Here is a 24,061-nt window from a genome sequence, read left to right on the forward strand (position 1 = left end):
CTCTCGTTTCTATCTTTTTTAAAGAGTAAACTCAGCTAGTCCAACTAACTGAGTTTTCCTTTTTCTATTATATCAAATATAAGTCCGTTTGTAACTAGCAAAAAATTCTTTTGTCCGTTCTTCTTTCGGATGATTGATGATTTCATCCGGTGTGCCTGACTCGATGATTTTCCCTTTATCTAGGAACAAAATCTTATCTGCCACTTGGGCTACAAAAGACATATCGTGACTAACCAAGATCATGGTCTGACCAGACTTAGCGGCATCTGCAATAGATTTTTCCACTTCTCCGACCAATTCTGGATCAAGAGCTGATGTTGGTTCGTCCAAGAGCAAGACATCTGGTTTCATAGCAAGCGCACGCGCGAGGGCAACCCGTTGCTTTTGTCCACCTGATAAATGGCGAGGATAATGGTTTTCACGATCAGAAAGACCAACCTTGGCCAACTCTTCCTTAGCGATTTTTGTTGCTTCCTCGTCCGATAATTTTTTAACGACAATCAAACCTTCCTTGACATTGTCAAGAGCAGTTCGGCGTTCAAACAAATTAAACTGTTGGAAAACCATAGACAACTTGCGACGAAGGGTTAGAATTTCTTCTTGGCTAATCTGAGAAAAATCAACTTTAAAATTGTCAATCTGAATCGTTCCACTATCTGGAGTTTCAAGATAGTTTAAACTTCGAAGAAAGGTTGATTTCCCAGCTCCAGATGAACCAATCAAAGCCACTACCTCACCTTTTTGGATATCCAAGTTCAGATGATTCAAGACTGTCTGTCCTGAAAAGGATTTGCTTAAATTCGAAATCTTAATCATTAACGAAGGTCTCCTTTCACATCTGTAGACACTGTATCCGGTGCTGAGATAGCCATTTTTCTCTCGATGAAACGGCCGAGGCTTTCAATTCCGATATTGACTACCCAATAGACAAGGGCTACGGAGATGAAACGTTCAAAATAGCGATAATCAGCTCCACCTAAAATCTGAGCTTGGGCAAAGACCTCCACAACACCTGCGCTAAAGGCTAGAGAAGTCCCCTTGGTCAAACCGATGAGGGAATTAATCAAGGTTGGAGTCGCAACTACCGCCGCATTTGGAATAATCACGCGACGATAAACTTGCGCTCGCGTCATACCCAAACTGCGTGCCGCCTCAATTTCACCGGGATTAACAGAAAGGATGGCCGCACGAATCGTTTCACTTGCATAAGCCGCCTCATTAAAAGCAAAGGCCACAATCGCAAAAAGCGCTGCTGGAATCGCATTGATATTGAGACCAGTTCCCCATTGTTGGTTGATAGCTTTCAGTAACAAAGGAATTCCATAGTAGGTCAACATAAGTTGAACTAGGATTGGGGTACCTTTTAAGAAGCTAACGAAAAAGGCTTGCAAGGGATATAAAATCCTAACACGATTGATCTTAACAATGGCAAAAATTAGGGCAAGTAGCAAACCAAAGAGTGCACCTCCAAGCGTCAACATCAAGGTTGTAGGCAATTGTTGGACAATCCTTGGAATTCCATCAAAGACCGAACGCAAACTAAAGAGCTTACCATCCGGAATGAATTGCATCAAACTTTGGTACCAATCTGATGCTAAAAATGTTGTAACAGTCATAAAAACATCCTCTCCTGATAATGATTCATTCTATCATACTTCTGCGCGCAAGCAAATTATTTGCTACGGGCTGCTCAGACTTTGTCTATCTTCTAGTTTATCACACTTTAAAACAGGGAGGCTATATATTTTACCTATCAAGGAGATAAATAAAAACTATCTCAAACCTAAGTCCTCATAGGTTTTTCTATAGCCGATTTGTTTAACAGCACCATTCTCCACCAAAATTGGACGTTTCAATAACATACCATCACTCGCTAGAAGCTTGGCTGCTTCTTGTTTTGACAAACTTCCCACCTTATCTTTCAAGCCCAGTTCACGGTATTTGATCCCGCTAGTATTGAAAAATTGTTTCACTTCAAAACCGGAAGATTCCAACCAGTTCAAAATCACTTCTTCACTTGGTGTTTCTTCTACGATGTGGACATCTTGGTATTCCAGTCCAAGTTGATCTAATTCATTTTTTGCTTTCTTACAAGTTGAACATTTTGGGTATTCGATAAATTCTAACATCTTCTTTTCTTTCTATTTTTTATTTTCTTGAAATGCTGCACCTTCATGTCGCAAGAGCCAGGCTTTCTTTTCGACTCCAGATGCATAGCCTGTCAGACGATTGCCTGATCCCAGCACACGATGGCAGGGTACGAGTATAGACCAAGGATTACGCCCCACTGCTCCGCCAATCGCTTGAGCAGAAGCTACTTGCAAGTCTTTCGCTATTTGTCCATAAGTCACTGTCTGACCATAAGGAATGGCCTGTAAGTAAGTCCAGACTCGCTTTTCAAAATCTGTTCCAATAGGAGCCAAAGGTAAGTCAGATAGATTCTGAACACTGCCTTCGAAATAGGTATCTAAATAGGAAATAACCTGGTCTAGGACGGGATGTTTCTTAACTACTTCTATACTATCTCCAGCGATTCCCCTCTCAAAATGAGTTTGGTCCTGTACCCAAATTCCATACAGATATTGCTTGTCAGCAATTAAGGATAAGGTTCCAATTGGCGACGGGTAGAGCATTTTTGCGTACTTTTTCTGCTTCATTTTTTTAATTTCTGATAGGCCAAACGTTCCCCATCAACTGGAACCTTACCAACCTGTTGGAAGCCTAGCTTTTCAAAGATATGCTGCATGGCCTTGTTTTGTGCATGCGTATCTGAACGAAAATCTAGATAATCAAAACCTTCAATCAAGCCTTCTAGGAAAGTCTGAGCAACACCTTGTCCTTGGACATCTGCTGCCACAGCGATACGGTGAAAGACCAGATATTCTGATTCTCCCCCCTGCCAACTCCCTTCATAAATGGCTTCATAGTATTTCTCTGGACTCTTGGTCACAGCAGCATAGGCTAACAGTTCTTCCTCTCCCAATGCCACATAAGCTTGACCAGAGATGATATCATCAATAATGATATCTGCATTTGGATAGCCATTTTGCCACTGGTCGCTACCAGACTCAGCTAAGCACTTTTTAGCATCCTCCATCACCTGCATAATCGCATCTACTTCGTTTGGAAAAGCTAAACGAATCTCCATCTCTTCCCCTCATTTCTAACTAGTTTCTCTCATCATAGCATAATTTAAAGCTTTCTACAAGCAGTTGAAACTTGACTTTTGTTTTTTATTATTTTATAATCTAGTTATTTAAACTAGATAAAAAGGAGTTGGAAATGAATTCTATCTTTTCCTACCCAAAATGGGAAGACATTCCAAATATTGACCTCTATCTGGATCAGGTTTTGCTTTATGTCAATCAAGTCTGTGCCCCTATCTCTCCAGATAAAGACAAGGGACTAACAGCATCCATGGTCAATAACTATGTCAAACATGGTTACCTGACAAAGCCAGACAAGAAAAAATACCAACGCAAACAGATTGCCCGTTTAATTGCCATCACCACTCTCAAGTCTGTCTTTTCGATCCAAGAAATCGCTCAGACCCTCAATACTCTACAAACTCAAGCGAGCTCAGACCAGCTCTACGACGCTTTTGTGGACTACATGAACCATGGGATTGATCCAGAAAATCCTATTATCCAAACTAGCTGTCAAACGGTTAAACTCTATCATCAAACTCTAGACTTAATCCTTATCAAAGAAGAGGAGGAAATCCAATGAATACCAGTCTAAAACTCAGTAAAAAGCTCAGTTTCGGAGAGGAAATTGCTAATAGTGTGACCCATGCTGTGGGTGCCGTTATCATGCTCATCTTGCTCCCTATTTCATCCACCTATAGTTATGAAGCACACGGATTTTTATCATCTTTTGGCGTTTCTATCTTTGTTATCAGTCTCTTTCTCATGTTCCTCTCATCAACCATTTACCACTCTATGGCCTACGGTTCGACCCATAAATACGTCTTGCGAATCATCGATCATTCTATGATTTATGTGGCTATCGCTGGCTCTTATACGCCGGTCGTATTGACTTTGATGAATAACTGGTTTGGCTATCTGATCATTGCTATTCAGTGGGGAACGACCATCTTTGGCATCCTCTATAAAATCTTTGCTAAAAAGGTCAATGAGAAATTCAGCCTTGCCCTTTACCTGATTATGGGCTGGTTGGTTCTGGCTATCATTCCTGCCATTATCAGTCAAACAACGCCAATTTTCTGGAGTCTCATGGTAACTGGTGGGCTCTGTTATACAGTTGGAGCTGGATTTTACGCTAAGAAAAAACCTTATTTCCACATGATTTGGCATCTCTTTATCCTAGCGGCGTCTGCACTCCAATATATTGCCATTGTTTATTACATGTAAAAAAGTTGAGAATCTTTTCTCAACTTTTTTCTTTACACATATTGATAAAGTACTGGTGCAAGCCAACATCATCTGTCAATTCTGGATGAAAAGAAGTTACCAGCATATTTTTTTCTTGGGCTGCAACGATTTGATCATCAACTGTTGCTAAAACTTCTACACCCTCTCCAACACTGCTGATAATCGGTCCACGGATAAAGGTCATGGGAATCTGACCAACTCCCTTACATTCTGCCTCTGTATAGAAGCTTCCTAGTTGGCGCCCATAAGCATTGCGCTCAACCACTATATCCATGGTTCCAAGATGACTTTCTTCCTGAGAAGTGATTTCCTTAGCTAGTAAGATTAATCCCGCACAAGTTCCAAAGACTGGTAGTCCAGAAAGAATGGCTTCTCGGATGGGAAGCAGCATCTGCTGGTCACGCAAGAGCTTGCCCATGGTTGTAGACTCACCGCCAGGCAAAATCAAACCGGACAAGTCACTCTGATATTTCTGAAAATCATCTAAATTTCTGATTTCGACACCAGTGACTCCTAATTTATCTAACACTTTTGCATGCTCTGCAAAGGCGCCTTGCAAGGCTAGTATTCCGATTTTCATCTATTTTCCTCGCTCAGCCATGAGAATTTGAATTTCATTCTCATTGATACCAACCATGGCTTCCCCTAGGTCTTCAGAGATTTGTGCTAGAATTTGAGGATTTTGGTAGTTGGTTACCGCTTTGACAATGGCACTTGCTCGTTTAACAGGATCTCCTGACTTGAAAATACCTGAACCGACAAAGACACCCTCTGCCCCCAGTTGCATCATCAGCGCAGCATCTGCTGGTGTTGCAACACCTCCGGCTGCAAAGTTGACAACTGGCAATTTTCCGTGTTCATGGACGTATTGGACCAATTCTACAGGGACTTGCAAGTCCTTGGCAGCCACATAAAGTTCATCTTCGCGTAGATTTTGAATACGGCGTATTTCCTGATTCATCATGCGCATATGACGAACGGCTTGAACGATGTCTCCTGTACCCGGTTCTCCTTTTGTCCGAATCATGGAAGCTCCTTCAGCGATACGACGCAAGGCTTCACCCAAGTCCTTAGCTCCACAGACAAAAGGAACTTGGAATTCTTTCTTGTCCACATGAAAACGGTCGTCTGCTGGAGACAGCACTTCACTCTCATCGATATAGTCAATCTCAATAGCCTCTAAAATCTGAGCTTCAACAAAATGCCCAATTCTAACCTTGGCCATCACTGGAATGCTGACCGCTTCTTGGATTTCCTTAATCATCTTTGGATCACTCATACGGGAAACCCCACCAGCTGCACGAATATCAGCTGGAATTCGCTCCAAGGCCATAACAGCTGCCGCACCAGCAGCCTCTGCGATACGAGCCTGTTCAGGGTTCTGAACGTCCATGATAACCCCACCTTTGAGCATCTGTGCCAAGTTTTTATTTAGTTCATAACGATTTTCAGTCATTTCTTAATCCTCATCATTTGTATTGGTAGCTACCATTTCATTTTAAGCCAGATTAGAATGAAGTACAAGATAAAAAAAGGATAATTGTATGGGTACAGATTGATACTCAATGAAAATCAAAGAGCAAACTAGGAAGCTAGCCGCAGGTTGCTCAAAACACTGCTTTGAGGTTGTAGATAGAACTGACGAAGTCAGTAACATATATACGGCAAGGCGACGTTGACGTGGTTTGAAGAGATTTTCGAAGAGTATAACTAAAAAACTATCTGACCTTAACCTAAGGCCAGATAGCTCATCATTTTTTATTTTTCAGCTGTAAGTGCAGCCATTGTGATGTAGTTGTATGGTTTGTTAAAGTGTGGCAAGAAGAATAGATCTGTCAAAGCCAACTTGTCAATTGTCACATGCTCTTGGATAGCAAGTGAGAACATATGAATTCCCATGCTGATAGCAGAATCACGTGATACCATTTGAGCGCCAAGAATTTCGCGGCTGTCTTTGTCAAAGACAATCTTGATGGCAACTTCGTGGTTGTCATGTTTGATAAATTCTGGTTTTTGAAGATCGTTAAAGCCTGTTTCAGTTGCATTATAGCCTGCAGCTTTGGCTTTTTCAAGAGTCAAACCAGTCGAAACCATGTGAAGACCGTAGATAGAGATACCGTTTGATCCTTGAACTCCGATTCCTTCCAATTCATGTCCACAAGCGTTATAAGCACCAACGATACCAGTACGTACAGCGTTAGATGCAAGAGCGATGTAGCTTGTATCTTTACGTGCATTGTCATAAACAGTCGCACAGTCACCAACAGCGTATACACCTGGGATAGATGTTTCTTGTTTCTTATCTACAAGGAAGGCACCATTGCGGAAGAGTTCAATCTTACCGTCAGCAAGAGCTGTATTTGGACGGAAACCAACAGCAAGAACCACCATATCCACATCAAATGTTTCTTTGTCTGTTACCAAGCGTTCAACTTTTCCATCACCTTGGATGGCTTTAACTGTCTGACCAAGAGCCAAGCGGATGTTGTGGTCTTCCAAGTTCTTCGCCATCATTTGGGTAAAGTCTTTGTCATAGTAGCCGTTCAAGACAGTGTCTACGATATCAACAAGGACAACTTCTTTTCCAAGACGCTCAAAAGCTTCAGCAAGCTCAACACCGATGTAACCACCACCAACAACGGCAATGCGCTCAAGGTGTTTGCTCTTGTCTTCAAGTTTCTCAATAACTTCTTCAGCGTTTTGGTACAATTTAACAAATTGTACATTTTCAAGAGTCGCTTTGAATTCGCGGTTACCCTTAACGATTTCAACACCTTCGATTGGAGGCAAGATTGGAGTTGAACCAGTTGCAAAGATCAATTTGTCATAAGACTCTTTGTGTTCTTTACCTTCAACTTCTGCAGTCACAACTTTGTTATCGTAGTCAATTGAAAGAACTGGTGAGTTCATGTAAACTTTAGCACCTTTTGCTTCCAATTTTTCTTTATCAGAGTAGAAGAGACCTTCTGGGCCATCAATTTGTTCCCCGATCCAAAGCGCCATTCCACAACCAAGGAATGAAATATTTGAGTTTTGGTCAAATACTACGATTTCGTTCTCATGTCCGAAGTTGTCCAACATCGTATTAATACAAGCTGTACCAGCGTGGTTAGCACCAACTACAACGATTTTACTCATAGAAAAATTCCTACCTTTAATTTTTGATTTACCTTCCTAGTATATCATTTACTGTTAGCGTTTACAAGATATTTGCTCAGAATTCTCTTTTTTTCAGAAAAAAATACACTTAACATTGATGAATCTAATTTTTCTATCGTTTTCATATTAATTTTGAGCATATTTCTTGACTTTTTGTCAAAATTCATTTGTGAAAACGCTGACTTTATGATATGCTAGATACATGGAAAGAAAATGTAAGGGGTTTAATTTTTCTTTAACGACCTTATATTGAATGATTTCCTATAAAGAGAAAGGAGCTGGTAGCTTGCCTCTTCATTCACGTTCTGAACGGCTAATGGGAACAACTATCACGATTTCATTAGTAGATGAACAGGCTGATTGCCTACTTCAAGGAGCCTTTGATTTGCTCAAGGAGCTCGAATACCGCTTTAACGCCAACAGTCAAGAATCCGAACTGATGGAAATCAACTACCAGGCTGGAATCGCACCTGTTAAGGTTCATCCTGACCTGTTTGAACTGATTGCTCTTGGACTTGAGCATAGCCTAGCTCCATCTAGCCATCTCAATATCAGTATTGGTCCCTTGATTCAAACCTGGCGAATCGGATTTGCAGATGCACGGCTTCCAGACTCTAAAGAAATCGAAGCTGTCTTGCCTCTAGTTGACCCTCATTTTATCAAGTTGGATCCGACTAGCTCTACTGTCTTTTTAGAGAAGAAAGGAATGAAGCTTGATTTAGGTTGTTTAGCCAAGGGCTATAGTGCAGATAAGGTTGCCCAGTATTTGAAAGAACACGGTGTCACCTCTGCCTTGATCAATCTCGGAGGAAATATCCTCACCATCGGGAATAACCAAGCCAAAGAAGGGAAAGCCTGGCAGATTGGGATTCAAGATCCGCAAAATCCTCGTGGCAATAATCTCCTAACTATCCCTGCTTCTAACAAATCCGTTGTCACTTCAGGTATCTATGAACGCCACCTGACAGTAGATGGAAAAGACTATCACCATATCTTTGATAGTGAGACAGGATTCCCTGTCGAAACCGATCTCGCTAGCCTAACGATTATCTCTGATAAATCCGTTGATGGTGAGATTTGGACAACGCGCCTTTTCGGAGAACGAAGCGCTTCTATCCTCTGGCAAGTCGAAAGTATAGATGGTATTGAAGCCATCCTCATCGACAAAGAGGGACGCCTTGCATGTTCTTCAGGCCTTCGAAATTGTATTATGTAAAAAGAGAAAGGAAATCTCATGCTAAAACTTATTGCCATTGTTGGAACGAACTCTAAACGTTCTACAAACCGCCAATTGCTCCAATACATGCAAAAACACTTTGCAGATAAAGCTGAAATTGAACTCGTTGAAATTAAGGACATTCCTGTTTTCAACAAACCAGCAGATAAACTTCTTCCTGCTGAAATTCTTGAAATTGCTGCTAAAATTGAAGCATCTGATGGTGTCATTATCGGTACTCCTGAGTACGACCACTCTATCCCTGCAGTTTTGATGAGCGCTCTTGCTTGGCTATCTTACGGTATCTACCCACTTTTGAACAAACCAATCATGATCACTGGTGCTTCCTACGGTACACTTGGTTCATCTCGTGCCCAATTGCAACTTCGTCAAATCTTGAACGCTCCTGAAATCAAGGCAAATGTTCTTCCAGATGAATTCTTGCTCTCACACTCTCTTCAAGCATTTAACCCAAGTGGTGACTTGGTTGACCTTGACGTCATCAAGAAATTGGATGCCATCTTTGATGACTTCCGTATCTTCGTGAAGATTACTGAGAAATTGCGCAATGCACAAGAATTGCTTCGCAAAGATGCAGAAGAATTTGACTGGGAAAATTTGTAAGATAGGAGACCGAAAGAATGAATTTTGTTGGACTTGTTGGATCAAACTACGATCAATCATATAACCGCAAACTCTTGGAATTTATTCGTCGCAATTTCAAATTCAAATTTGAATTAGAAGTCCTTGAAATCGACGAAGTTCCAATGTTTAACCAAGACGAAAAATGGGACGAAAGCTTCCAATTGCGTTTCTTGTATAACAAGATTACACGTGCTGATGGTGTCATTATCGCCACTCCTGAGCACAACCACACTATCTCAGCTTCACTCAAATCTGTACTTGAATGGCTTTCATACGAAGTTCATCCATTCGAAAACAAGCCTGTTATGATTGTGGGTGCATCATACTACGACCAAGGAACGTCACGCGCCCAAGTTCACCTTCGTAAAATCCTTGATGCTCCAGGTGTCAATGCCTACACGCTTCCAGGTAACGAATTTCTTCTTGGCAAAGCTAAGGAAGCTTTTGATAACAACGGAAATATCACCAACGAAGGAACTGTTAAATTCCTTGAAACTTGCTTAGATAACTTTGTTAAATACGTAGGAGTCGTTTCGAAATTGAAAAAACCAAAACCAATCGAACCAGAAGACTTGGATTGTGGAAAACCAATTGCTACAACCATTACAGAAGTTGATCCTGACGATCCAGAATGGGTAGAAAAAGTTGCAGCAATCACTGGAGCTGTTTCTGGTGATACCTATGTCAAATTGGACCACGGTATCTTGACCGTTAACCAAATCGATATGTTCTTGAAAGCTATGCCATTTGAATTGACATACGCTGACGACAACAACCAATTCCTCTACTATAACAACGCTCACCAAGATCCAGACACCATGTTTGCTAAACGTGTACCACCTCAATCAGGTAGCCGTATGTCGACTGTTCATGGTTCTCTTCCACCAGCACGTATGAAGAACGTAGAGTGGGTTATCGGAACACTTCGCAACGGAAACCAAGAATACGTCCGTACGATCGTTCCAGGTTCTCCTGCAGGTGTCATCAACACACACAACTACCAAGCAATGTACTATCCTGATGGATCATACGCTGGTATCAATGAAATCGTCTTTAACTTCCAACCATGGCTTGACTGGTACCTAAAAGAGACTGGTCAACGTTTGGTGGGAGGTAGCGGACCATTTGCTCCTGCAGCTGGAGGTCATGGAGACGCCGATGCTACTTCTGGCGCTTCTGATTCAGGTGATGCTGGAGGCCACGGTGGTGACGCTGACGCTACATCTGGCGCAAGCAACTAAGAAACCAAAAGGAGCCATTTGGCTCCTTCTTTTTTATTACAACAGAAAAGGGGAATGTAAATCATCTACACCCCCTTTCATTTTATGAGTTAGGATCATCTATACTACGGCCGTGCAAACCTTTTTCACGTTGTACCTGACGTAGTTTTTCTGGTGTGACGTCATTGCCTTCCTCGTCCACAATTTTGATTCCCTCGATGTGGTGACGAACAGATCGACGATAGCCTTCGATGTACTCCTCACGAAGTTTAGCTTGTTCCACTTTTTCAGCAGAAGTTAAGCCTTCTGTTTTTTTCTTTTTGGCAAGCTCATTGATACGAGCGATTTTTTTCGGATCCATTTCCTCTCCTTTGTGATAAGATACAGTCCGTTTGACTGAGTTTATTTAGTATTGATTTGGTTAAAACGAGCGAGCTTAGCTGCTTTCTTGGTTAATTGCGACAAGATTGCCAAACGATTTTGTCGAACAGTCTGATCTTCAGCCATTACCATGGTATTTTCAAAGAAAGCATCAATAACTGGGCTAAGCGCAAAGAGTTGTTCTAATTGCTGACTTGCAGTCCCTGACAAAACAAGTGATTCTACGGCTTCTGCCAAGGCTTTCTCTTCTTCATTCTCAAAGAGAGCAGGATCAACAGTATCAGTTCCTTCGGCTTTTTCAGCCAAGTTGAAAGCACGTGAGAGGGATTCGACAGATGGTTTGAAGTCTTCTTTCTTGCTTGCTTCCACAAGAGCACTTGCTGCTTCTAGCATATCCGCCACAACAAAGTTTGAACTTGCAAGAACTGCTTCCTTGATATCTTTTGGAGTTGAACCCATCATCTTATCAACACGAGCCTTGATAAAGTCCATAACCTCTGCTTTATTTTCATAAGTCAAGCTGTCAAATTTCAAGCTGTAAAGGCTATCGATCAGCTCATCCATAGCAATATGCCAACCAAAGGCATCCAAGATACGAACAACACCTTGCGTCGCACGACGAAGGGCATAAGGGTCGTTAGAACCTGATGGAATCAAACCTACTGAGAAGAAACTCAAAATTGTATCCAATTTGTCTGCAATGGCTAGAATGGCTCCGACCTTGCTCTCTGGAAGTTCTCCTTCGGCTGATGTAGGCATGTAGTGCTCACGAATAGCAGCCGCAACTGCTGGAGTTTCCCCAGCAAGAAGTGCATATTTCTCACCCATAATACCTTGGAGTTCATCAAACTCACCAACCATACCCGTCAACAAGTCAAACTTGTAAATGGCTGCTGCACGCGCTAGGTCAACTGTTTCATCCACTGACAAACCAGCTTTTTCTGCCAAGAGAATGGCAATCTGCCCCGTACGAATCATGTGTTCACGAAGGGAACCAATCTTTTCGTGGAAGGTCACATGGTTCAATTTTTCAACAAGTTCAGAAATAACCAATTTTTGGTCTTCACGCCAGAAGAATTCCCCGTCCTCCAAGCGGGCCACCAAGACTTTTTCATTTCCCTTGATGACATTTTCCAAATGCTCTGCGTTTCCGTTACGGACTGAAATGAAGTTTGGCAAGAGTTTACCATCTTGATCACGAACAACGAAGTAACGTTGGTGTTCCTTCATCGAAGTCACCAAAACTTCTTCTGGAACATCAAGGTATTTTGCATCAAAACTTCCCATAAAGGCAGTTGGGTATTCAACCAAGTTCAAGACTTCATTAAGCAAGTCAGCATCAATTTCGATACGTACGCCATGCTCAGCTTCGATTGCTTTTATTTGGTCAACAATCATTTGCTCACGTTCACGAGGATCCGCGATTACAAACTGCTTACGAAGGTCTTCTTCGTAGCTCAGTGTTGACTGAATCTTGGTTTCTTGTCCCAAGAAACGATGGCCACGGCTTACACGACCGCCCTTGATATCAAGAAAATTCAAATCAAATTCTTCTTCATCTAAAAGAACAGTTAAAGTGTGTACGGGGCGGATGTATTCAAAGGTGTTGTTAGCCCAGTGCATGCTGACTGGGAAAGTCAAGGACTTCAAGACATCTACAACACCAGGAACAATGGCTTCAACTGGTTTACCCACTTCTTCCTTGGTAACATAGACGTATTCTTCACCCTTGATTTCACGGAATTCAATATCTTCAACCGTCAAGCCTTTCCCACGGACAAATCCTTGAGCTGCTTTGGTGAAGTTTCCATCACCATCCAAGGCAATTTTCTTTGCTGGCCCCTTGAAATCTTCTGTCAAATCAGACTGTTTGTCTGCAAGCCCAGTCACACGAACAGCCAAACGACGTGGTGTTGAGAAGGTTTGAATGGCTTCAAAGGACAGGCGGTTTTCCTTGAGGAAGGCCGCCATTTTTTCACCTAGTTGTTTTTCACTTGGAGTTACTACATAGGCTGGTAACTCTTCAAGACCGAGTTCTACTAATAAGTTTTTTGTCATGTTTTTTCTCCGAAAAGTATCTTTTTATTTTCCAGTTTGCCTTATGTGATTGGCACGCAAGCAACCAACTTCGTTGTTTCATTGCTAAAATTGGAGTCGAAAGTCTCCAATTTTGCCTAGTATCCTTAGCTTCACTAAGGATACCTTCATCACTGCGGCAACTGGAACAGGGCTCACTCCGTTCGCCCAATTTCGTAATTTGTCACTCTCTTTATTCTGCGTCTTCTGCTAGGAGTTTAGCTCGTGTTGCTTCATCCAAAAGTGGGTAACCTAGGCGTTTGCGTTCTGCGACAAAAGTTTTAGCTACGACACGAGCAAGGTTACGGATACGAGCGATATAGCCTGCGCGCTCAGTTACAGATACGGCCCCACGCGCATCAAGTAGGTTAAAGGTGTGTGAACATTTGAGAACATAGTCATAGGCAGGGTGAACCAAGCCTTCTTCCAAAGCGCGTCCTGCTTCTTTTTCAAACTTATCAAAGTTTTCCAGCAACATTTCTTGGTCCGAAATTTCAAACGAATATTTTGAGTGCTCGTACTCAGGCTGGATAAAGATTTCTCCGTATTTTACACCATCAGCCCACTCGATATCATAGACAGAATCCACTTCCTGAATATAAGAAGCCAAGCGTTCCAAACCATAGGTAACTTCCGCAGTCACAGGGCCCGTTGCCAATCCACCGACTTGTTGAAAGTAAGTGAACTGAGTGATTTCCATACCATCAAGCCACACTTCCCAACCGAGACCAGCTGAACCAGTTGATGGGTTTTCCCAGTTGTCCTCAACGAATCGAATATCGTGTTCCAATGGATTGATACCCAATTTTTCCAAAGACTCAAGGTAAAGTTCCTGGATATTTGATGGAGATGGCTTCATAACCACTTGGAATTGGTGGTGTTGGTAAAGACGATTAGGGTTTTCCCCATAACGACCGTCAGCAGGACGACGTGATGGCTCTACATAAGCCGCATTCCATGGCTCAGGTCCGATAGCACGAAGGAAGGTATAAGGACTCATTGTCCCCGCACCTTTTTCATTATCATAAGCCTGCATGAGCATACAACCTTGGTCATTCCAAAATTGTTGCAAAGTCAAAATAATTTCTTGAAATGTTAATTTCTTAGACATTGAATACTCCTTAATAAAAAATGATTTTTTGCGACACGAGTCTGCCTTGTCGATTATACGAGGCAAGACGAGTTAGTACTGCGTCTAGCTCAGGCACTCTAGTGCTGAGCATGGGGCAGTCCGACTGTAAGGAGGTCTCTGTCACTGACGCAGTGGAAAGTCAATTTTTTAGACATTGTTTACTCCTTTAATTTATATTATCTTTTTAGATTTATTCATCAAGCAACCAAGAAAAAGCTGGGTCCTGAAAAATATGATGTTTGGGAACAGTTCGTAAATTCTGATCGCATTCGTCTATTGTACCTAATTTCAAAGCACAGACTTCTGGTATATTTTCTTGAGCAGTGAAAATTTGACTATGACAGTTCTGACAGTAATAACGTTGTTTTTCTGGAGATGAACTATAGGTAACCAACTGTTCTTTTCCATGCAATACTAGGTTTTTACTGCTAACTTTGGCATTCACTGTATAGGCAGACGCAGTTGCTTTCCGACAGAATGAGCAGTGGCAAAAAACTAATTCCGACAATTCCTCATCTAAAGTGTAGGTCACCGCTTTGCATAAACAAGAACCTTTAAGCATTATGCTCCTTTCTACTTAGGCATTAGACGAAATTCAAAAAGAACCGAATTTCAACACCCAAGCCTTGCGACTAGGGGCGTCTGAAACGCGGTTCCACCCTAATTTATTACTTCATTGTTTTTAAAAATACGACAGAAAGCGCCAGTTTCTTACCTTGTTCTACTTGGCTCCCACTACCCCAAGCTCGCTTGAAGAACGCCATAAGACTTTCTTTCCTAGTTAGTATTATAGCAGATTTTCTAGCTAGTGTAAACCAAAAATGAGTCTGAAAACAAAGTTCCAGACTCATTTATTAGTAAAGCTTCAGAAAGTCCTGTTTAAGGGTGTCTTTTCGCTTTTGGTTTTTTGCCATGCAGATTTCTCTTGGCTTGTTTCAATGCTGTAATGGCATCTTTGACATCTTCTTGGCTCGCTCCTGGATCTTTAAGGAGTTCCTGTGCCTCTTTAAAAGTTAAAAGATAAGCTGCTTTTTCTTTCTTGTCTGCATAGATAAATCTCGCGTTCTTTTCTTGGAAAAGGCGTTCATCTTTGACCAGTTTCTTCAGACTAGAGAAGTCAGTAGCTTTGCCATTTAATTTGCTTTTAGCCGTCGCTAGAGCAATGAGAGATTGGTCAATTTGATCCTGTTTGACTTTAGAATCTACAGCTAGTAAGGCGATTTCTTGGAAGGCACGATCATAAGCTCGACGTACTTTTTCCTTGGCATTAGCATATCGCCCAGTTTTAGTCGTTGCGTAGTAAGCTTTCATAGCTTCTTTCAAGGCTGTAACGTTCGAATCTTTTCCATCCAAAGCTTTACCAGCAGCCTCAAGACTAGCGAGAACGCCATCAATCAATTCTTGCTTCAACTTGCTTGACAAGGCTGACTGCGCAACTTGGAAAGCTTGGTCATAAGTTTTTCTCTTATCTGCACTACTATTAAAGTAGCGAGACGTTTCTACCAGTTCTTTTTGTTGATTTACCGCAGCAATCAAGGCCAACTTAGACACAACAGATAGACGCAAAGCATTATTTCGACCTGGCTGAACGAGCAAGGAAACAAAATCTTCAAGGAGTTCATATCCAGTTGGCAAGGTGACTTGTACAGTATAACGACCTGTAGCAACTTTCTTACCAAAGGCGTATTGACCGTATTTTTCAGCAGGAAGAGTGATACTTGTCCCATCTTCACCTTTCAGAACCACTGTAGTCGTCTTTGGAACAGCTTGATTGAAGGAAACAGACACTGGTGCATACTCTAGGAGATTTGCTAGGAAGGTAATAGTTTGGAAACTATTACCTTCCGTCAAGTCAAACTCTTGGGACAAGGCACTGATAAATTTCAATTCTGTTCGATCATAACTGAAAATTTCTGCTGTATAATGACCAAACTGTAAAAAATGAATCGCTTTTGTCTTGTCAACATCAACATATTGCCCCTTGCTATTTTTGATTCGATAGACGTAGAGGCTATCAATATCCTGGTTTGTTTTTGCATCCTTCAAGGCAATTTTCACTCGACCACTATTTTGATCGCGGACAAGTTCGGCAAGTGAGATATAGTCTACATTTCCTGCATAGTCCTCAACAAGATAGTAAATATTAGCCTTATCAACATCCTTAGGAAGTGTATAACTACCGTCAGCATTGGCCTTAATCAGATGGGTGTTCTCAAGCGCACGAGTTCCAGATTGGTCTTTTCCAGTTAGAACCATGGTCCCTTTCTGGTCAAATGGTGTGATATAGAAGACTTTTTCTGAAAGGATACCGCCTTGCCCCACATCTTTTGGTTTGCGAGCTACGAATTCTTGGTTTCCATCTTTAAAGCGAATATAACCACTTGTGATTACAGGTTTTTGAGTATCAATTTGAATTTTAAAGGTCGTGTATTGTTCTTTGGCTCCTGGAACATCTGGTGTGTAACTAATAACATAGTCATATAAACCATCTGCAACAGTATTCCCATCAAAATCCTGGCCTCTCCAAGCAGTATTATCTAGAATATAACTCTTCAGATTTCTACTGTCACCATCAAAATAATTCTTACGAAGATCCTTTGCATCGCCCTCCCAAATAGGATGTTCATGCTTGGTATCCGTAGCCGCATAAACTTTAGCCCGAAGACTTACAAGATTTCTCAAAGCAACCGTTTTGTATTCAACTAGGTCTTTGTTTCCATCATCGTTTGGAGAAATAGCAATACGGACATTCCCTTTTTCGTCCAACTGAAGAACATGCTTACCTTCAGCATTTTGTTCAATCCCAAGAACGGTAATTCGGCGTCCTTGGCGTTGACCTTGAGAAACAAGAAGGTCATTTTGCAAGGTTGCTAGATAGGTGGCATCATTAGAGTAGTTAACGGCAGGATTTTCCTTGTCTACTTCTGTGTAAAATCCATTTTTTCCTTCTCGAACAAGGTTGTAAATTGGTTTTTCGACAGCGGGGAGATTTTGGAATTCTCCTCGGAAGCCCATAAATGCAAGACCCACAACATTCCCATCATCTGCTGGATCTACAAAGCGAACGAAACCTTCAAGGAAATAGCCATTTGGCATTTGTTTGCTGAGTTCAGCAGCAAATTTTCGAGCATCCACTTTAACAGTGACTGTTTGACTGCTGTGAGCTTTGACCGTCACTTCAGGCCAGACTGTCTCCGTTAGTTTTCGAGGTCGAAGGGTGAATTTTCCATCTTGGACTTCGTCTGTATTGGTATTCACCACCATCTTGAGAGTGCGGTCAGTATCTGAAATATTGTGTACAGTGACCTTGAAAGTAAATTGGTCTCCAACATTTCCTAAAGTCACACTCGGATAACCATTTTCACCCGTTACATAGAGGTCAGTTGACACTGCAGCAGCTGTGTCCACAATACCAGAACCTTGCTGACGAGGAGAGGTATAAGTGCCTGTGTCCTTATTAACATGTGGTTTTGCAGTTGACATGATCAAGGCCTTGACAGTCTCTGATACTTGCTCAGGAGTCAATTCTGGATGGTGTTTTTGAAGGTATTCCTTAACCAAAACTGCAACACCCGTAACGTGAGGAGCCGCCATACTGGTGCCGCTGATACTACCATAGGTATTGTCATTAAAGGATGAGTAGATATTGCCGCCAGGAGCTGTCACGTCCGGTTTCAATTGTCCATCGGTAGTCACTCCCCAACTCGAAAAGTCAGATAGCTGATTGGCTACATCAGAAGGACGATTATCCATCTTACCATTAAAAACAATCTTGTAGTTTCCTGATTTTAAGGCTTCACCATACTGTTTAGAAATAAATACAGAAGGAATTTTCTTTGCTTCATCATCAATAGACATATTGATGTTTGCACCTTCTACATTATTGTAGATTAAAGCACCAACTGCACCGTGTTTTCGTGCATTTTTGATCTTCTCTGAAAAGTTCATGACTCCACGCTGAATGAGGGCAAGTTTCCCAGTTAAATCCAACTTCGCAAAGTCTTCTTCACGACCTAACCCTGCTTCGACGTATTCATACTCTTTTCCTTTTTCAAAGTCCTTATCTGCTTCAGGTTGATTATAATCAAATTTTCCGTTATGAAGACCGGCATTTCCCTCTAGACCTTTGACTTCAAAAACCGCTGTCGTCAATGTTTTATTGTTGACAGAAGCAACTGAAATCGAATCCTCAACAGTGGATGGATTTCCAACCAAGCCATAGTCTGGGTTTTCAGCTAATGGTTTTGAATAACCATTTCCGAATGTATTGCTATTTCCTGCTGAGATAAGAACAGAAACTCCCTTGGCACGAGCCCGTTTGATGGCATCCACAATATCAGAACCAGCATCGACCATAGAACCAGTGCTAGATCCCAAACTCATATTAATGGCATCTGCTCCCAAGGCAACTGCATCATCAATCGCCTTTACATAAAGGGCCGAACTGGTCGTTTTTTGGCGGTCTGAAAAGACACGCATAAACATGACTTGGGCTTCTGGCGCAACACCATAGACCTTTTCACCATTTGGTGCCTCTTTATCAGGGTTTCCAGCTGCAATCCCTGTTACGTGCATCCCATGAGAAGTTCTTTCTGCTTCTTTGATCTTATCTGTTCCGTCAAAGTAGTCATAGGCATAGACAACCTTATCACTATACCATTTACCGTAGTCGATTCCAGCATCCTTTTTAGCTGCTTCGATGGCTTCCTTGTTTTTAAATTTTGCTTTTGACGGATCCGAAATTCGAAGTACCTCATGATTCAAATCAAGTCCAGAGTCAATAATGGCAACAACGGTCCCTGTTCCCTTGTAACCAGCCTTCCAAGTTTTCGGTACTGTGATGATATCATTGCTTGAAAGACTATTGGGTTTTGCAGACTCAGCTTTTTCTTGTTCTTTTTCAGTAGTTGCTGTTTCTCCAGTAGTTTTAGGAGCTGTCGTTGCTTGAGCCTCTTTGTTCTCTATGTTAGAAGCCTTCTCAGTAGCAGGCGCTGGACTGGCATCTACTGTTGTTTCTTTTTGGACGACACCTTGATTCTCTTCGTTTGCAACTGCGCTATCTTTTCCTGATTCTTGAGATTCGGCAGTTTTATCAACTGGAGTTTCTACCTTAGCATCTTGTTTACTAGCATCCTCTTTAGAAGTTTCAGCTTCTTGTTTCTCTCCAACTACTGGAGCTATCCCATTAGTGGTAGTTAAGTCAGTTGTAGAGTTTGAGTGTTTATCGTCTTTTAGCTCTGTCTTAATTTCCTGAGTTTGAGCTTGATTTTCACCTGTACTCTGCTCATTGGCACTGACTTGACTTGCTCCAAAAACCAAAGCAGTTCCCAATAAAACTGAAGCAAGACCAAATTTGTATTTCCGTAATGAAAAACGTTGTCGTCTATTCATACATAATCTCCTTTTTCTTTAAAGTATACCTATTATAGCGCAAATAGGTATAAATTTTTACAAAAATCTGAATTGTCACAAAAATGTAATATTTACGTATATATCTTACTTATTTGATTTTATCATTCGTGTTATTTGTTCTATCAAACCAATACTTTCTAAATTCGTTCCTATATTTCAATCTATAAAATTATTTTATTATACAAACAATTTGGATTTTTTATACACAAAAAGACTAGGATTTAAAATTCCTAGTCTTTGTTATTTCGGTATAAATAGATTTCACAAACTAAAAATCCATCTCATCCACACGAGGTGCGCCCGAAGTCACTGAAATTGTCTTTAAAACTTCTCGCTCGTCATTGCTGAGTTCAATTCCAAAACAGTCAAGATTGCTCTGGATGCGAGAGGCTGTCACTGACTTAGGTAGAGGTAAAAATCCTTCTGCCAAACTCCAAGCCAAGGCGATTTGAGCCACTGATTTCCCATGCTTAGTAGCAATTTCTTGGACTTCTTTCTTGTCAAACAACTCTCCTTGGCCAAAAGGTCCCCAAGCCTCTAAGAGAATTCCTTTCTCTCTACAGTAGTCAACCACTTCCTCTTGATAAACTCCTGGTGCCAAGCGTACCTGATTGACCGCCGGGATGATTCTTGCTGTCTCAAGCAAGGCATCCAAATGATGGGGGAGGAAGTTACTAACGCCGATGGCACGGATTTTGCCTTCTTGGTAAAGATCCTCCATCGCTCTCCAGACTTCAGCATTGCGAGTTTTCCATTCGCCATTTTCTCTTAGTGGTTTTGGATTTGGCCAATGGATAAGGTACAAATCTAGATAATCCAATCCCAGTTTTTTCATTGATTCTTCAAATGCTTGGCGAGCTTCATCATAGCTGTGATTAGTATTCCAGAGTTTGGTCGTTACAAAAATTTCTTGTCTTGGAATACCGCTATCTCGAATAGCACGTCCAACGCTCTCCTCATTTTTATAGATAGCTGCAGTATCGATATGACGATAGCCGGCCTTTAAGGCTTCTAAAACGGCTTGGTAGGCCACCTCTCCATTTTCAGCTTTCCATGTTCCAAATCCTAGTACAGGAATTGAAACTCCATTATTAAGGTTGTATGATTTCATCGTTTTTCCTTTCTATGTGAAGAAAATCTAAAGAAACAAAATCCTGATTATCAGAACACTTGCCCCTTTAGATTTTAACAATTATTGATCACGATCGTAATAGATCTCGTGAGCTTTTAAGCGAGAATTGAGCAATTCAGGAACGGTCACAAATGTATACCCTTCACCCTTTAAATACTCAATAACACTTGGTAGAGAATTAACAGAAGGACCATGAATATCATGCATGAGGATGATGGAACCATTGCGAACCTGACGTTGAATCTCTGTCAAAATGGCTGTCTCGTTTTTACTCTTCCAGTCCAAACTATCCACGTCCCACATGATGAAGCTTAAATCAAGGCCGTTTCGAATATCATCAGTGATGGCACCATAAGGTGGGCGCATCAGTTTAGAGCTTGATCCTAAAACTTGAGTTAACAAATCTTCTGTATCAGTAATTTGCTTTTTAGCATCTTCGAGCGAAAGTTGTGAAAGAACGGGATGACTCCAGCTGTGGTTTCCTACAACATGACCTTCTGATTTCATTCGTTTTAGAAGATTTTCATTACCTGCAATGTTTTTACCAAGTACAAAGAAGGTTGCTTTTACACCATATTTAGCTAAAGTATCCAAAGCCTGCGTGGTTGTAGTTGGATTTGGGCCATCGTCAAAGGTCAAGGCTACAACTTTTTTATTTTTCTTAGCAAAGTATGTTTGGTAAAGTTCAGCATCCTTTTCTAATAGATAAGAAGACTCAATGACATCAAAGAAACTGGATATTGGTAAAGCAATTTCCTCAACAGTCTCTCCAGCATTAGCAGGATAAAGGATGATTTGACTATCCTTATAATCAAAGCTCCAAGATGTCAATTCTTGGTCTGTGAAGCTCTTTATAACTTGATCAATTTTTTCCTGGTCAAGTTTCTTATCTTCTAGAGTTGATTTGATTTGAGTCAGTAAGAGTTCCTTAGCCTTGCTTGCATCTTTGAAAAGTCTACTGAGGTCAAAATCTTTCCCATCTTCAGTCAAGAAAATTTTCCCTAAGGAAGTCTTTTCTTTTTCTTCAACCTTTGATGCAGACAAATCGTAGACTTGCTTGCTGATATTACGAGCAACAACTCCCTTTAAGACAGGATCCAACTGCTCGGTATAATAAAAGACCAAGTCCTCTTTATCTTCCAGCTTTTCTTTGATATCCTGGTTGATTTTTTCTCTAACAGACGCAATGACTTCCTCTCCTTGTAGAGGATAGTAGGCAATCACCTCAGCTTGACCTTTTCGAAAATGGTCCTTCTGACTACCTGAGTTGAATTGCTGATCCTTTTCGCTCTTCAGCGCTTCAATTTTTTGTTCGTAAGATTGTTTTTGTAGTAGCTTATAACCAATAGCACTCCCTAATAGAATCGTAGCAATTCCAAAGATTCCAACAAGGGAAAGCAATAGCCTTCTCGTTTTATCGTGAGAAACACGTTTCGCTCTATTTTTTTTCATATTTCCATCATATCAAATCGAGGCTATTATTTCAATGATAAACAAGAATTCTGATTTCTTTTTAGAAAAATAAAAAAGCTTAGAAATATCTAAGCTTCTCGTTTAGAAACGAATCGTTTCACGTGTTTTCTCATATGAAGTTACAAAACGGTTTGTGACTCCTGGTTCAGCAACTTCCAAGGCTTGTGAAATTTTTTCAAATGACGCCTGGTAGTCAAACTCTTTTTCAAAAATTTCAAGCGCTTCGTTGAAGGCCTCTTGGATACGCTCATCAAATGAACGGTAACGGTTTGAGTATTGGAGTAGTTGCTCAGTCAAGGTTGCATATTGAACGATATCATAGGTTTCTGTTTCAAGTGCTTCCATATCATTTGTTGCGACTTCAAGAATTCGTTTAACCGATTCAATATTCACTTGCGGTTGTTCTAACTCTGCCATCAAATCTTCTGTGTTATGACTTGCAGTAAAGAAAAGTTTCAAGAAACTTTGGGGAATACCTGGCAAGTTTCTCTTCTCCATGTAACGTTTGATAGTATGCAAACGGTTCACATAGACATTTGCTTTTTGGCGAGCATTGAGGTCGTCTTTTTCAATTTGCGCAAGTCGTTCGCTAACAGAGATTTGCTCATCCTCTATATCCTTGAGGTTGCTTTGAAGCATTTCCAACTGTTCTTCAAGAGCAGAGTAGGCTTGTGTTGACTCACCTTGATCCTCTGTCACTTCCATGATTGCCGTATCAAGTGCAGCCAATTCTGCTTGAAGACGACGAACATGATTGCCATCACTTTCAGGAAGAAGGTAGGTTTTAGTCAAACGTTCAAGATCTTGAACAAGCACCTGATTATTTTCTTTCAAGTGGTTGAGATAAGTTGGTAATGTCGAAAGAAGACTTTCAACCACTTTTTGAGCTGCAATTTCACGAGTGAAGATATCATAAAGTGCGTTGATTTCTTCTTGGATGCGATTATTTTCATACTCTGCATTGTCCAATTCCAACTGACGAATATTTTCTTGATTATTTTTCAAAGACTCATGCAAAAGTTGGAAACGGGATTCAATATCTGTTTCTGTAAAGTGGTAGTTGGCATCCAACAGCTTGCGATAACCTTCTTCCAAATCTGCCAATTGTTCTGGCAGTTCCTTTGTCAAGGTTTCAACAAGAGCTGGAATTCGCTCAACGATGTGTGTCAAAGCGAGAATATGATTTTCAGTTGAATCAAGAATTGCTGCCGCTTCAACCGGGTCACCTGATGAATTTAGGGTAACAAATTGAGAGAATTCAGATTGGATGTTTTCCAATTGTTTCTCAATCTCAGGAAGGGCCTTCCCATATTTCTCCGAGTCTTCTGCAACAGTATGTTGAAGGGATTCAAACAAGTCCAAAGCATGAAGGACACGGCCACTATTCTTAGATTCTTGTTTTTCAAGTTCAGAAAGGGCATTGCGAATAGCTGCAATATCTTCTTCAATCAAGCCAATTTGGCTCTCAATTTGATCAATCTTGTGAGAAGCTTTGAAAAAACGGAAAGAATTGTTGTAGCTTTCAGCTTCAAAGAGGTGATTTTCAATATCAGCAAATGAGTTCAGAGATAAATCAACCCATTTTTGGTTCCATTCACGGAAGGTCACCTGGCTTTGACCAATCAAGTGCATGTTTTTAACGGCTTCAACCTCATCATTTACAGGAAGGTTGTAGAGTTCTTCTTTTCTTTCTTCAAGGGCCGTTAATCTGCTTACATTACGCTTACGTAAAAAGATAGCTGTTACATAAGCTAAGATCAGAATGACTGCAATTGCAACCATTAGATAAATTAGTTGTCCATTAGACATATCAAACTCCTT

The 24,061-nt window shown here is 41.0% G+C and carries 21 protein-coding genes; 5 read left to right on the top strand and 16 right to left on the bottom strand.

Annotated elements, in window-relative coordinates; translation table 11 throughout:
* Window positions 1-72: 72 nt before the first annotated feature.
* From HMPREF2853_RS07350 to HMPREF2853_RS07370, 5 genes are all read right to left on the bottom strand, one after another.
* Window positions 73-816, bottom strand: coding sequence for an amino acid ABC transporter ATP-binding protein (locus tag HMPREF2853_RS07350; RefSeq protein ID WP_000590996.1), 744 nt, complete (start codon window positions 814-816; stop codon window positions 73-75).
* Window positions 816-1,616: an amino acid ABC transporter permease gene (locus HMPREF2853_RS07355; protein WP_000219157.1), complete on the bottom strand. Its 801-nt coding sequence runs from the start codon at window positions 1,614-1,616 to the stop codon at window positions 816-818. Before HMPREF2853_RS07355 ends, HMPREF2853_RS07350 begins: the two co-directional genes overlap by 1 nt.
* 156 nt (window positions 1,617-1,772) lie before the next feature.
* Window positions 1,773-2,129, bottom strand: a complete 357-nt coding sequence (locus HMPREF2853_RS07360; protein ID WP_000889076.1) for an arsenate reductase family protein — start codon at window positions 2,127-2,129, stop codon at window positions 1,773-1,775.
* Window positions 2,130-2,141: 12 nt separating this feature from the next.
* Window positions 2,142-2,657 carry a methylated-DNA--[protein]-cysteine S-methyltransferase gene (locus HMPREF2853_RS07365; RefSeq protein WP_000810627.1) on the bottom strand — a complete coding sequence of 172 codons (516 nt, stop codon included), beginning with the start codon at window positions 2,655-2,657 and terminating at the stop codon, window positions 2,142-2,144.
* A complete protein-coding gene (locus tag HMPREF2853_RS07370) occupies window positions 2,654-3,148 on the bottom strand; it encodes a GNAT family N-acetyltransferase (RefSeq protein WP_000405839.1) in 495 nt (164 codons plus the stop codon). Before HMPREF2853_RS07370 ends, HMPREF2853_RS07365 begins: the two co-directional genes overlap by 4 nt.
* Before the next feature lie 134 nt (window positions 3,149-3,282).
* On the opposite strand from HMPREF2853_RS07370, the gene HMPREF2853_RS07375 reads away from it, so the two are divergent.
* Both HMPREF2853_RS07375 and trhA read left to right on the top strand, forming a co-directional pair.
* Window positions 3,283-3,729, top strand: a complete 447-nt coding sequence (locus HMPREF2853_RS07375) for a DUF1836 domain-containing protein (protein ID WP_001084366.1) — start codon at window positions 3,283-3,285, stop codon at window positions 3,727-3,729.
* Entirely contained in the window at window positions 3,726-4,373 is a 648-nt protein-coding gene (trhA, locus tag HMPREF2853_RS07380) for a PAQR family membrane homeostasis protein TrhA (protein ID WP_001097972.1), read from the top strand. The genes HMPREF2853_RS07375 and trhA overlap by 4 nt, the downstream gene beginning before the upstream one ends.
* A 19-nt stretch (window positions 4,374-4,392) precedes the next feature.
* Here the strand turns inward: trhA and pdxT are convergent, their stop codons facing one another.
* The 3 genes from pdxT to nox form a co-directional block, all read right to left on the bottom strand.
* On the bottom strand, window positions 4,393-4,974 hold the full coding sequence (gene pdxT / locus HMPREF2853_RS07385) for a pyridoxal 5'-phosphate synthase glutaminase subunit PdxT (RefSeq protein ID WP_000689933.1): 582 nt from the start codon (window positions 4,972-4,974) through the stop codon (window positions 4,393-4,395).
* The gene (gene pdxS, locus HMPREF2853_RS07390) at window positions 4,975-5,850 is read right to left on the bottom strand and encodes a pyridoxal 5'-phosphate synthase lyase subunit PdxS (RefSeq protein ID WP_000138520.1); all 876 of its coding nucleotides are present in this window, start codon (window positions 5,848-5,850) and stop codon (window positions 4,975-4,977) included.
* 302 nt (window positions 5,851-6,152) lie between these two features.
* The gene (gene nox, locus HMPREF2853_RS07395; protein ID WP_000036764.1) at window positions 6,153-7,532 is read right to left on the bottom strand and encodes a H2O-forming NADH oxidase; all 1,380 of its coding nucleotides are present in this window, start codon (window positions 7,530-7,532) and stop codon (window positions 6,153-6,155) included.
* Between the two features lie 307 nt (window positions 7,533-7,839).
* On the opposite strand from nox, the gene HMPREF2853_RS07400 reads away from it, so the two are divergent.
* The 3 genes from HMPREF2853_RS07400 to HMPREF2853_RS07410 are packed head-to-tail and all read left to right on the top strand — an operon-like array spanning window position 7,840 to window position 10,655.
* Window positions 7,840-8,769, top strand: coding sequence for an FAD:protein FMN transferase (locus HMPREF2853_RS07400; protein ID WP_070535931.1), 930 nt, complete (start codon window positions 7,840-7,842; stop codon window positions 8,767-8,769).
* An 18-nt stretch (window positions 8,770-8,787) separates the two neighbouring features.
* Window positions 8,788-9,393 (top strand): NADPH-dependent FMN reductase, encoded by a 606-nt coding sequence (locus tag HMPREF2853_RS07405; protein WP_000915929.1) that lies wholly within the window; start codon window positions 8,788-8,790, stop codon window positions 9,391-9,393.
* A 17-nt stretch (window positions 9,394-9,410) separates the two neighbouring features.
* Complete coding sequence (locus tag HMPREF2853_RS07410; RefSeq protein ID WP_001012013.1) at window positions 9,411-10,655, top strand: NAD(P)H-dependent oxidoreductase; 1,245 nt, start codon at window positions 9,411-9,413, stop codon at window positions 10,653-10,655.
* An 82-nt stretch (window positions 10,656-10,737) separates the two neighbouring features.
* On the opposite strand, the gene HMPREF2853_RS07415 is transcribed toward HMPREF2853_RS07410, so the two are convergent.
* From HMPREF2853_RS07415 to ezrA, 8 genes are all read right to left on the bottom strand, one after another.
* On the bottom strand, window positions 10,738-10,995 hold the full coding sequence (locus tag HMPREF2853_RS07415; protein WP_000371290.1) for a DUF896 family protein: 258 nt from the start codon (window positions 10,993-10,995) through the stop codon (window positions 10,738-10,740).
* Between the two features lie 41 nt (window positions 10,996-11,036).
* Window positions 11,037-13,073, bottom strand: a complete 2,037-nt coding sequence (gene glyS, locus HMPREF2853_RS07420) for a glycine--tRNA ligase subunit beta (protein WP_000164736.1) — start codon at window positions 13,071-13,073, stop codon at window positions 11,037-11,039.
* Between the two features lie 211 nt (window positions 13,074-13,284).
* Complete coding sequence (glyQ, locus tag HMPREF2853_RS07425) at window positions 13,285-14,202, bottom strand: glycine--tRNA ligase subunit alpha (protein ID WP_000038733.1); 918 nt, start codon at window positions 14,200-14,202, stop codon at window positions 13,285-13,287.
* 211 nt (window positions 14,203-14,413) lie between these two features.
* On the bottom strand, window positions 14,414-14,785 hold the full coding sequence (locus HMPREF2853_RS07430) for a GFA family protein (protein WP_000912015.1): 372 nt from the start codon (window positions 14,783-14,785) through the stop codon (window positions 14,414-14,416).
* A gap of 317 nt (window positions 14,786-15,102) precedes the next feature.
* The gene (locus tag HMPREF2853_RS07435; RefSeq protein WP_070535470.1) at window positions 15,103-19,614 is read right to left on the bottom strand and encodes a S8 family serine peptidase; all 4,512 of its coding nucleotides are present in this window, start codon (window positions 19,612-19,614) and stop codon (window positions 15,103-15,105) included.
* 289 nt (window positions 19,615-19,903) lie between these two features.
* Window positions 19,904-20,746, bottom strand: coding sequence for an aldo/keto reductase (locus HMPREF2853_RS07440; protein WP_070535473.1), 843 nt, complete (start codon window positions 20,744-20,746; stop codon window positions 19,904-19,906).
* Between the two features lie 81 nt (window positions 20,747-20,827).
* Complete coding sequence (gene pgdA / locus HMPREF2853_RS07445) at window positions 20,828-22,219, bottom strand: peptidoglycan-N-acetylglucosamine deacetylase PgdA (protein ID WP_070535474.1); 1,392 nt, start codon at window positions 22,217-22,219, stop codon at window positions 20,828-20,830.
* 102 nt (window positions 22,220-22,321) lie between these two features.
* On the bottom strand, window positions 22,322-24,049 hold the full coding sequence (gene ezrA / locus HMPREF2853_RS07450; RefSeq protein WP_070535479.1) for a septation ring formation regulator EzrA: 1,728 nt from the start codon (window positions 24,047-24,049) through the stop codon (window positions 22,322-22,324).
* Window positions 24,050-24,061 lie beyond the last annotated feature (12 nt).

This window comes from Streptococcus sp. HMSC077F03 (assembly GCF_001812375.1).
Lineage (GTDB): Bacteria > Bacillota > Bacilli > Lactobacillales > Streptococcaceae > Streptococcus > Streptococcus oralis_S.

Coding starts and splice junctions, on each gene's coding strand:
- HMPREF2853_RS07350 (WP_000590996.1), bottom strand. CDS start 816: ATGATTAAGATTTCGAATTTAAGCAAATCCTTTTCAGGACAGACAGTC.
- HMPREF2853_RS07355 (WP_000219157.1), bottom strand. CDS start 1,616: ATGACTGTTACAACATTTTTAGCATCAGATTGGTACCAAAGTTTGATG.
- HMPREF2853_RS07360 (WP_000889076.1), bottom strand. CDS start 2,129: ATGTTAGAATTTATCGAATACCCAAAATGTTCAACTTGTAAGAAAGCA.
- HMPREF2853_RS07365 (WP_000810627.1), bottom strand. CDS start 2,657: ATGAAGCAGAAAAAGTACGCAAAAATGCTCTACCCGTCGCCAATTGGA.
- HMPREF2853_RS07370 (WP_000405839.1), bottom strand. CDS start 3,148: ATGGAGATTCGTTTAGCTTTTCCAAACGAAGTAGATGCGATTATGCAG.
- HMPREF2853_RS07375 (WP_001084366.1), top strand. CDS start 3,283: ATGAATTCTATCTTTTCCTACCCAAAATGGGAAGACATTCCAAATATT.
- trhA (WP_001097972.1), top strand. CDS start 3,726: ATGAATACCAGTCTAAAACTCAGTAAAAAGCTCAGTTTCGGAGAGGAA.
- pdxT (WP_000689933.1), bottom strand. CDS start 4,974: ATGAAAATCGGAATACTAGCCTTGCAAGGCGCCTTTGCAGAGCATGCA.
- pdxS (WP_000138520.1), bottom strand. CDS start 5,850: ATGACTGAAAATCGTTATGAACTAAATAAAAACTTGGCACAGATGCTC.
- nox (WP_000036764.1), bottom strand. CDS start 7,532: ATGAGTAAAATCGTTGTAGTTGGTGCTAACCACGCTGGTACAGCTTGT.
- HMPREF2853_RS07405 (WP_000915929.1), top strand. CDS start 8,788: ATGCTAAAACTTATTGCCATTGTTGGAACGAACTCTAAACGTTCTACA.
- HMPREF2853_RS07410 (WP_001012013.1), top strand. CDS start 9,411: ATGAATTTTGTTGGACTTGTTGGATCAAACTACGATCAATCATATAAC.
- HMPREF2853_RS07415 (WP_000371290.1), bottom strand. CDS start 10,995: ATGGATCCGAAAAAAATCGCTCGTATCAATGAGCTTGCCAAAAAGAAA.
- glyS (WP_000164736.1), bottom strand. CDS start 13,073: ATGACAAAAAACTTATTAGTAGAACTCGGTCTTGAAGAGTTACCAGCC.
- glyQ (WP_000038733.1), bottom strand. CDS start 14,202: ATGTCTAAGAAATTAACATTTCAAGAAATTATTTTGACTTTGCAACAA.
- HMPREF2853_RS07430 (WP_000912015.1), bottom strand. CDS start 14,785: ATGCTTAAAGGTTCTTGTTTATGCAAAGCGGTGACCTACACTTTAGAT.
- HMPREF2853_RS07435 (WP_070535470.1), bottom strand. CDS start 19,614: ATGAATAGACGACAACGTTTTTCATTACGGAAATACAAATTTGGTCTT.
- HMPREF2853_RS07440 (WP_070535473.1), bottom strand. CDS start 20,746: ATGAAATCATACAACCTTAATAATGGAGTTTCAATTCCTGTACTAGGA.
- pgdA (WP_070535474.1), bottom strand. CDS start 22,219: ATGAAAAAAAATAGAGCGAAACGTGTTTCTCACGATAAAACGAGAAGG.
- ezrA (WP_070535479.1), bottom strand. CDS start 24,049: ATGTCTAATGGACAACTAATTTATCTAATGGTTGCAATTGCAGTCATT.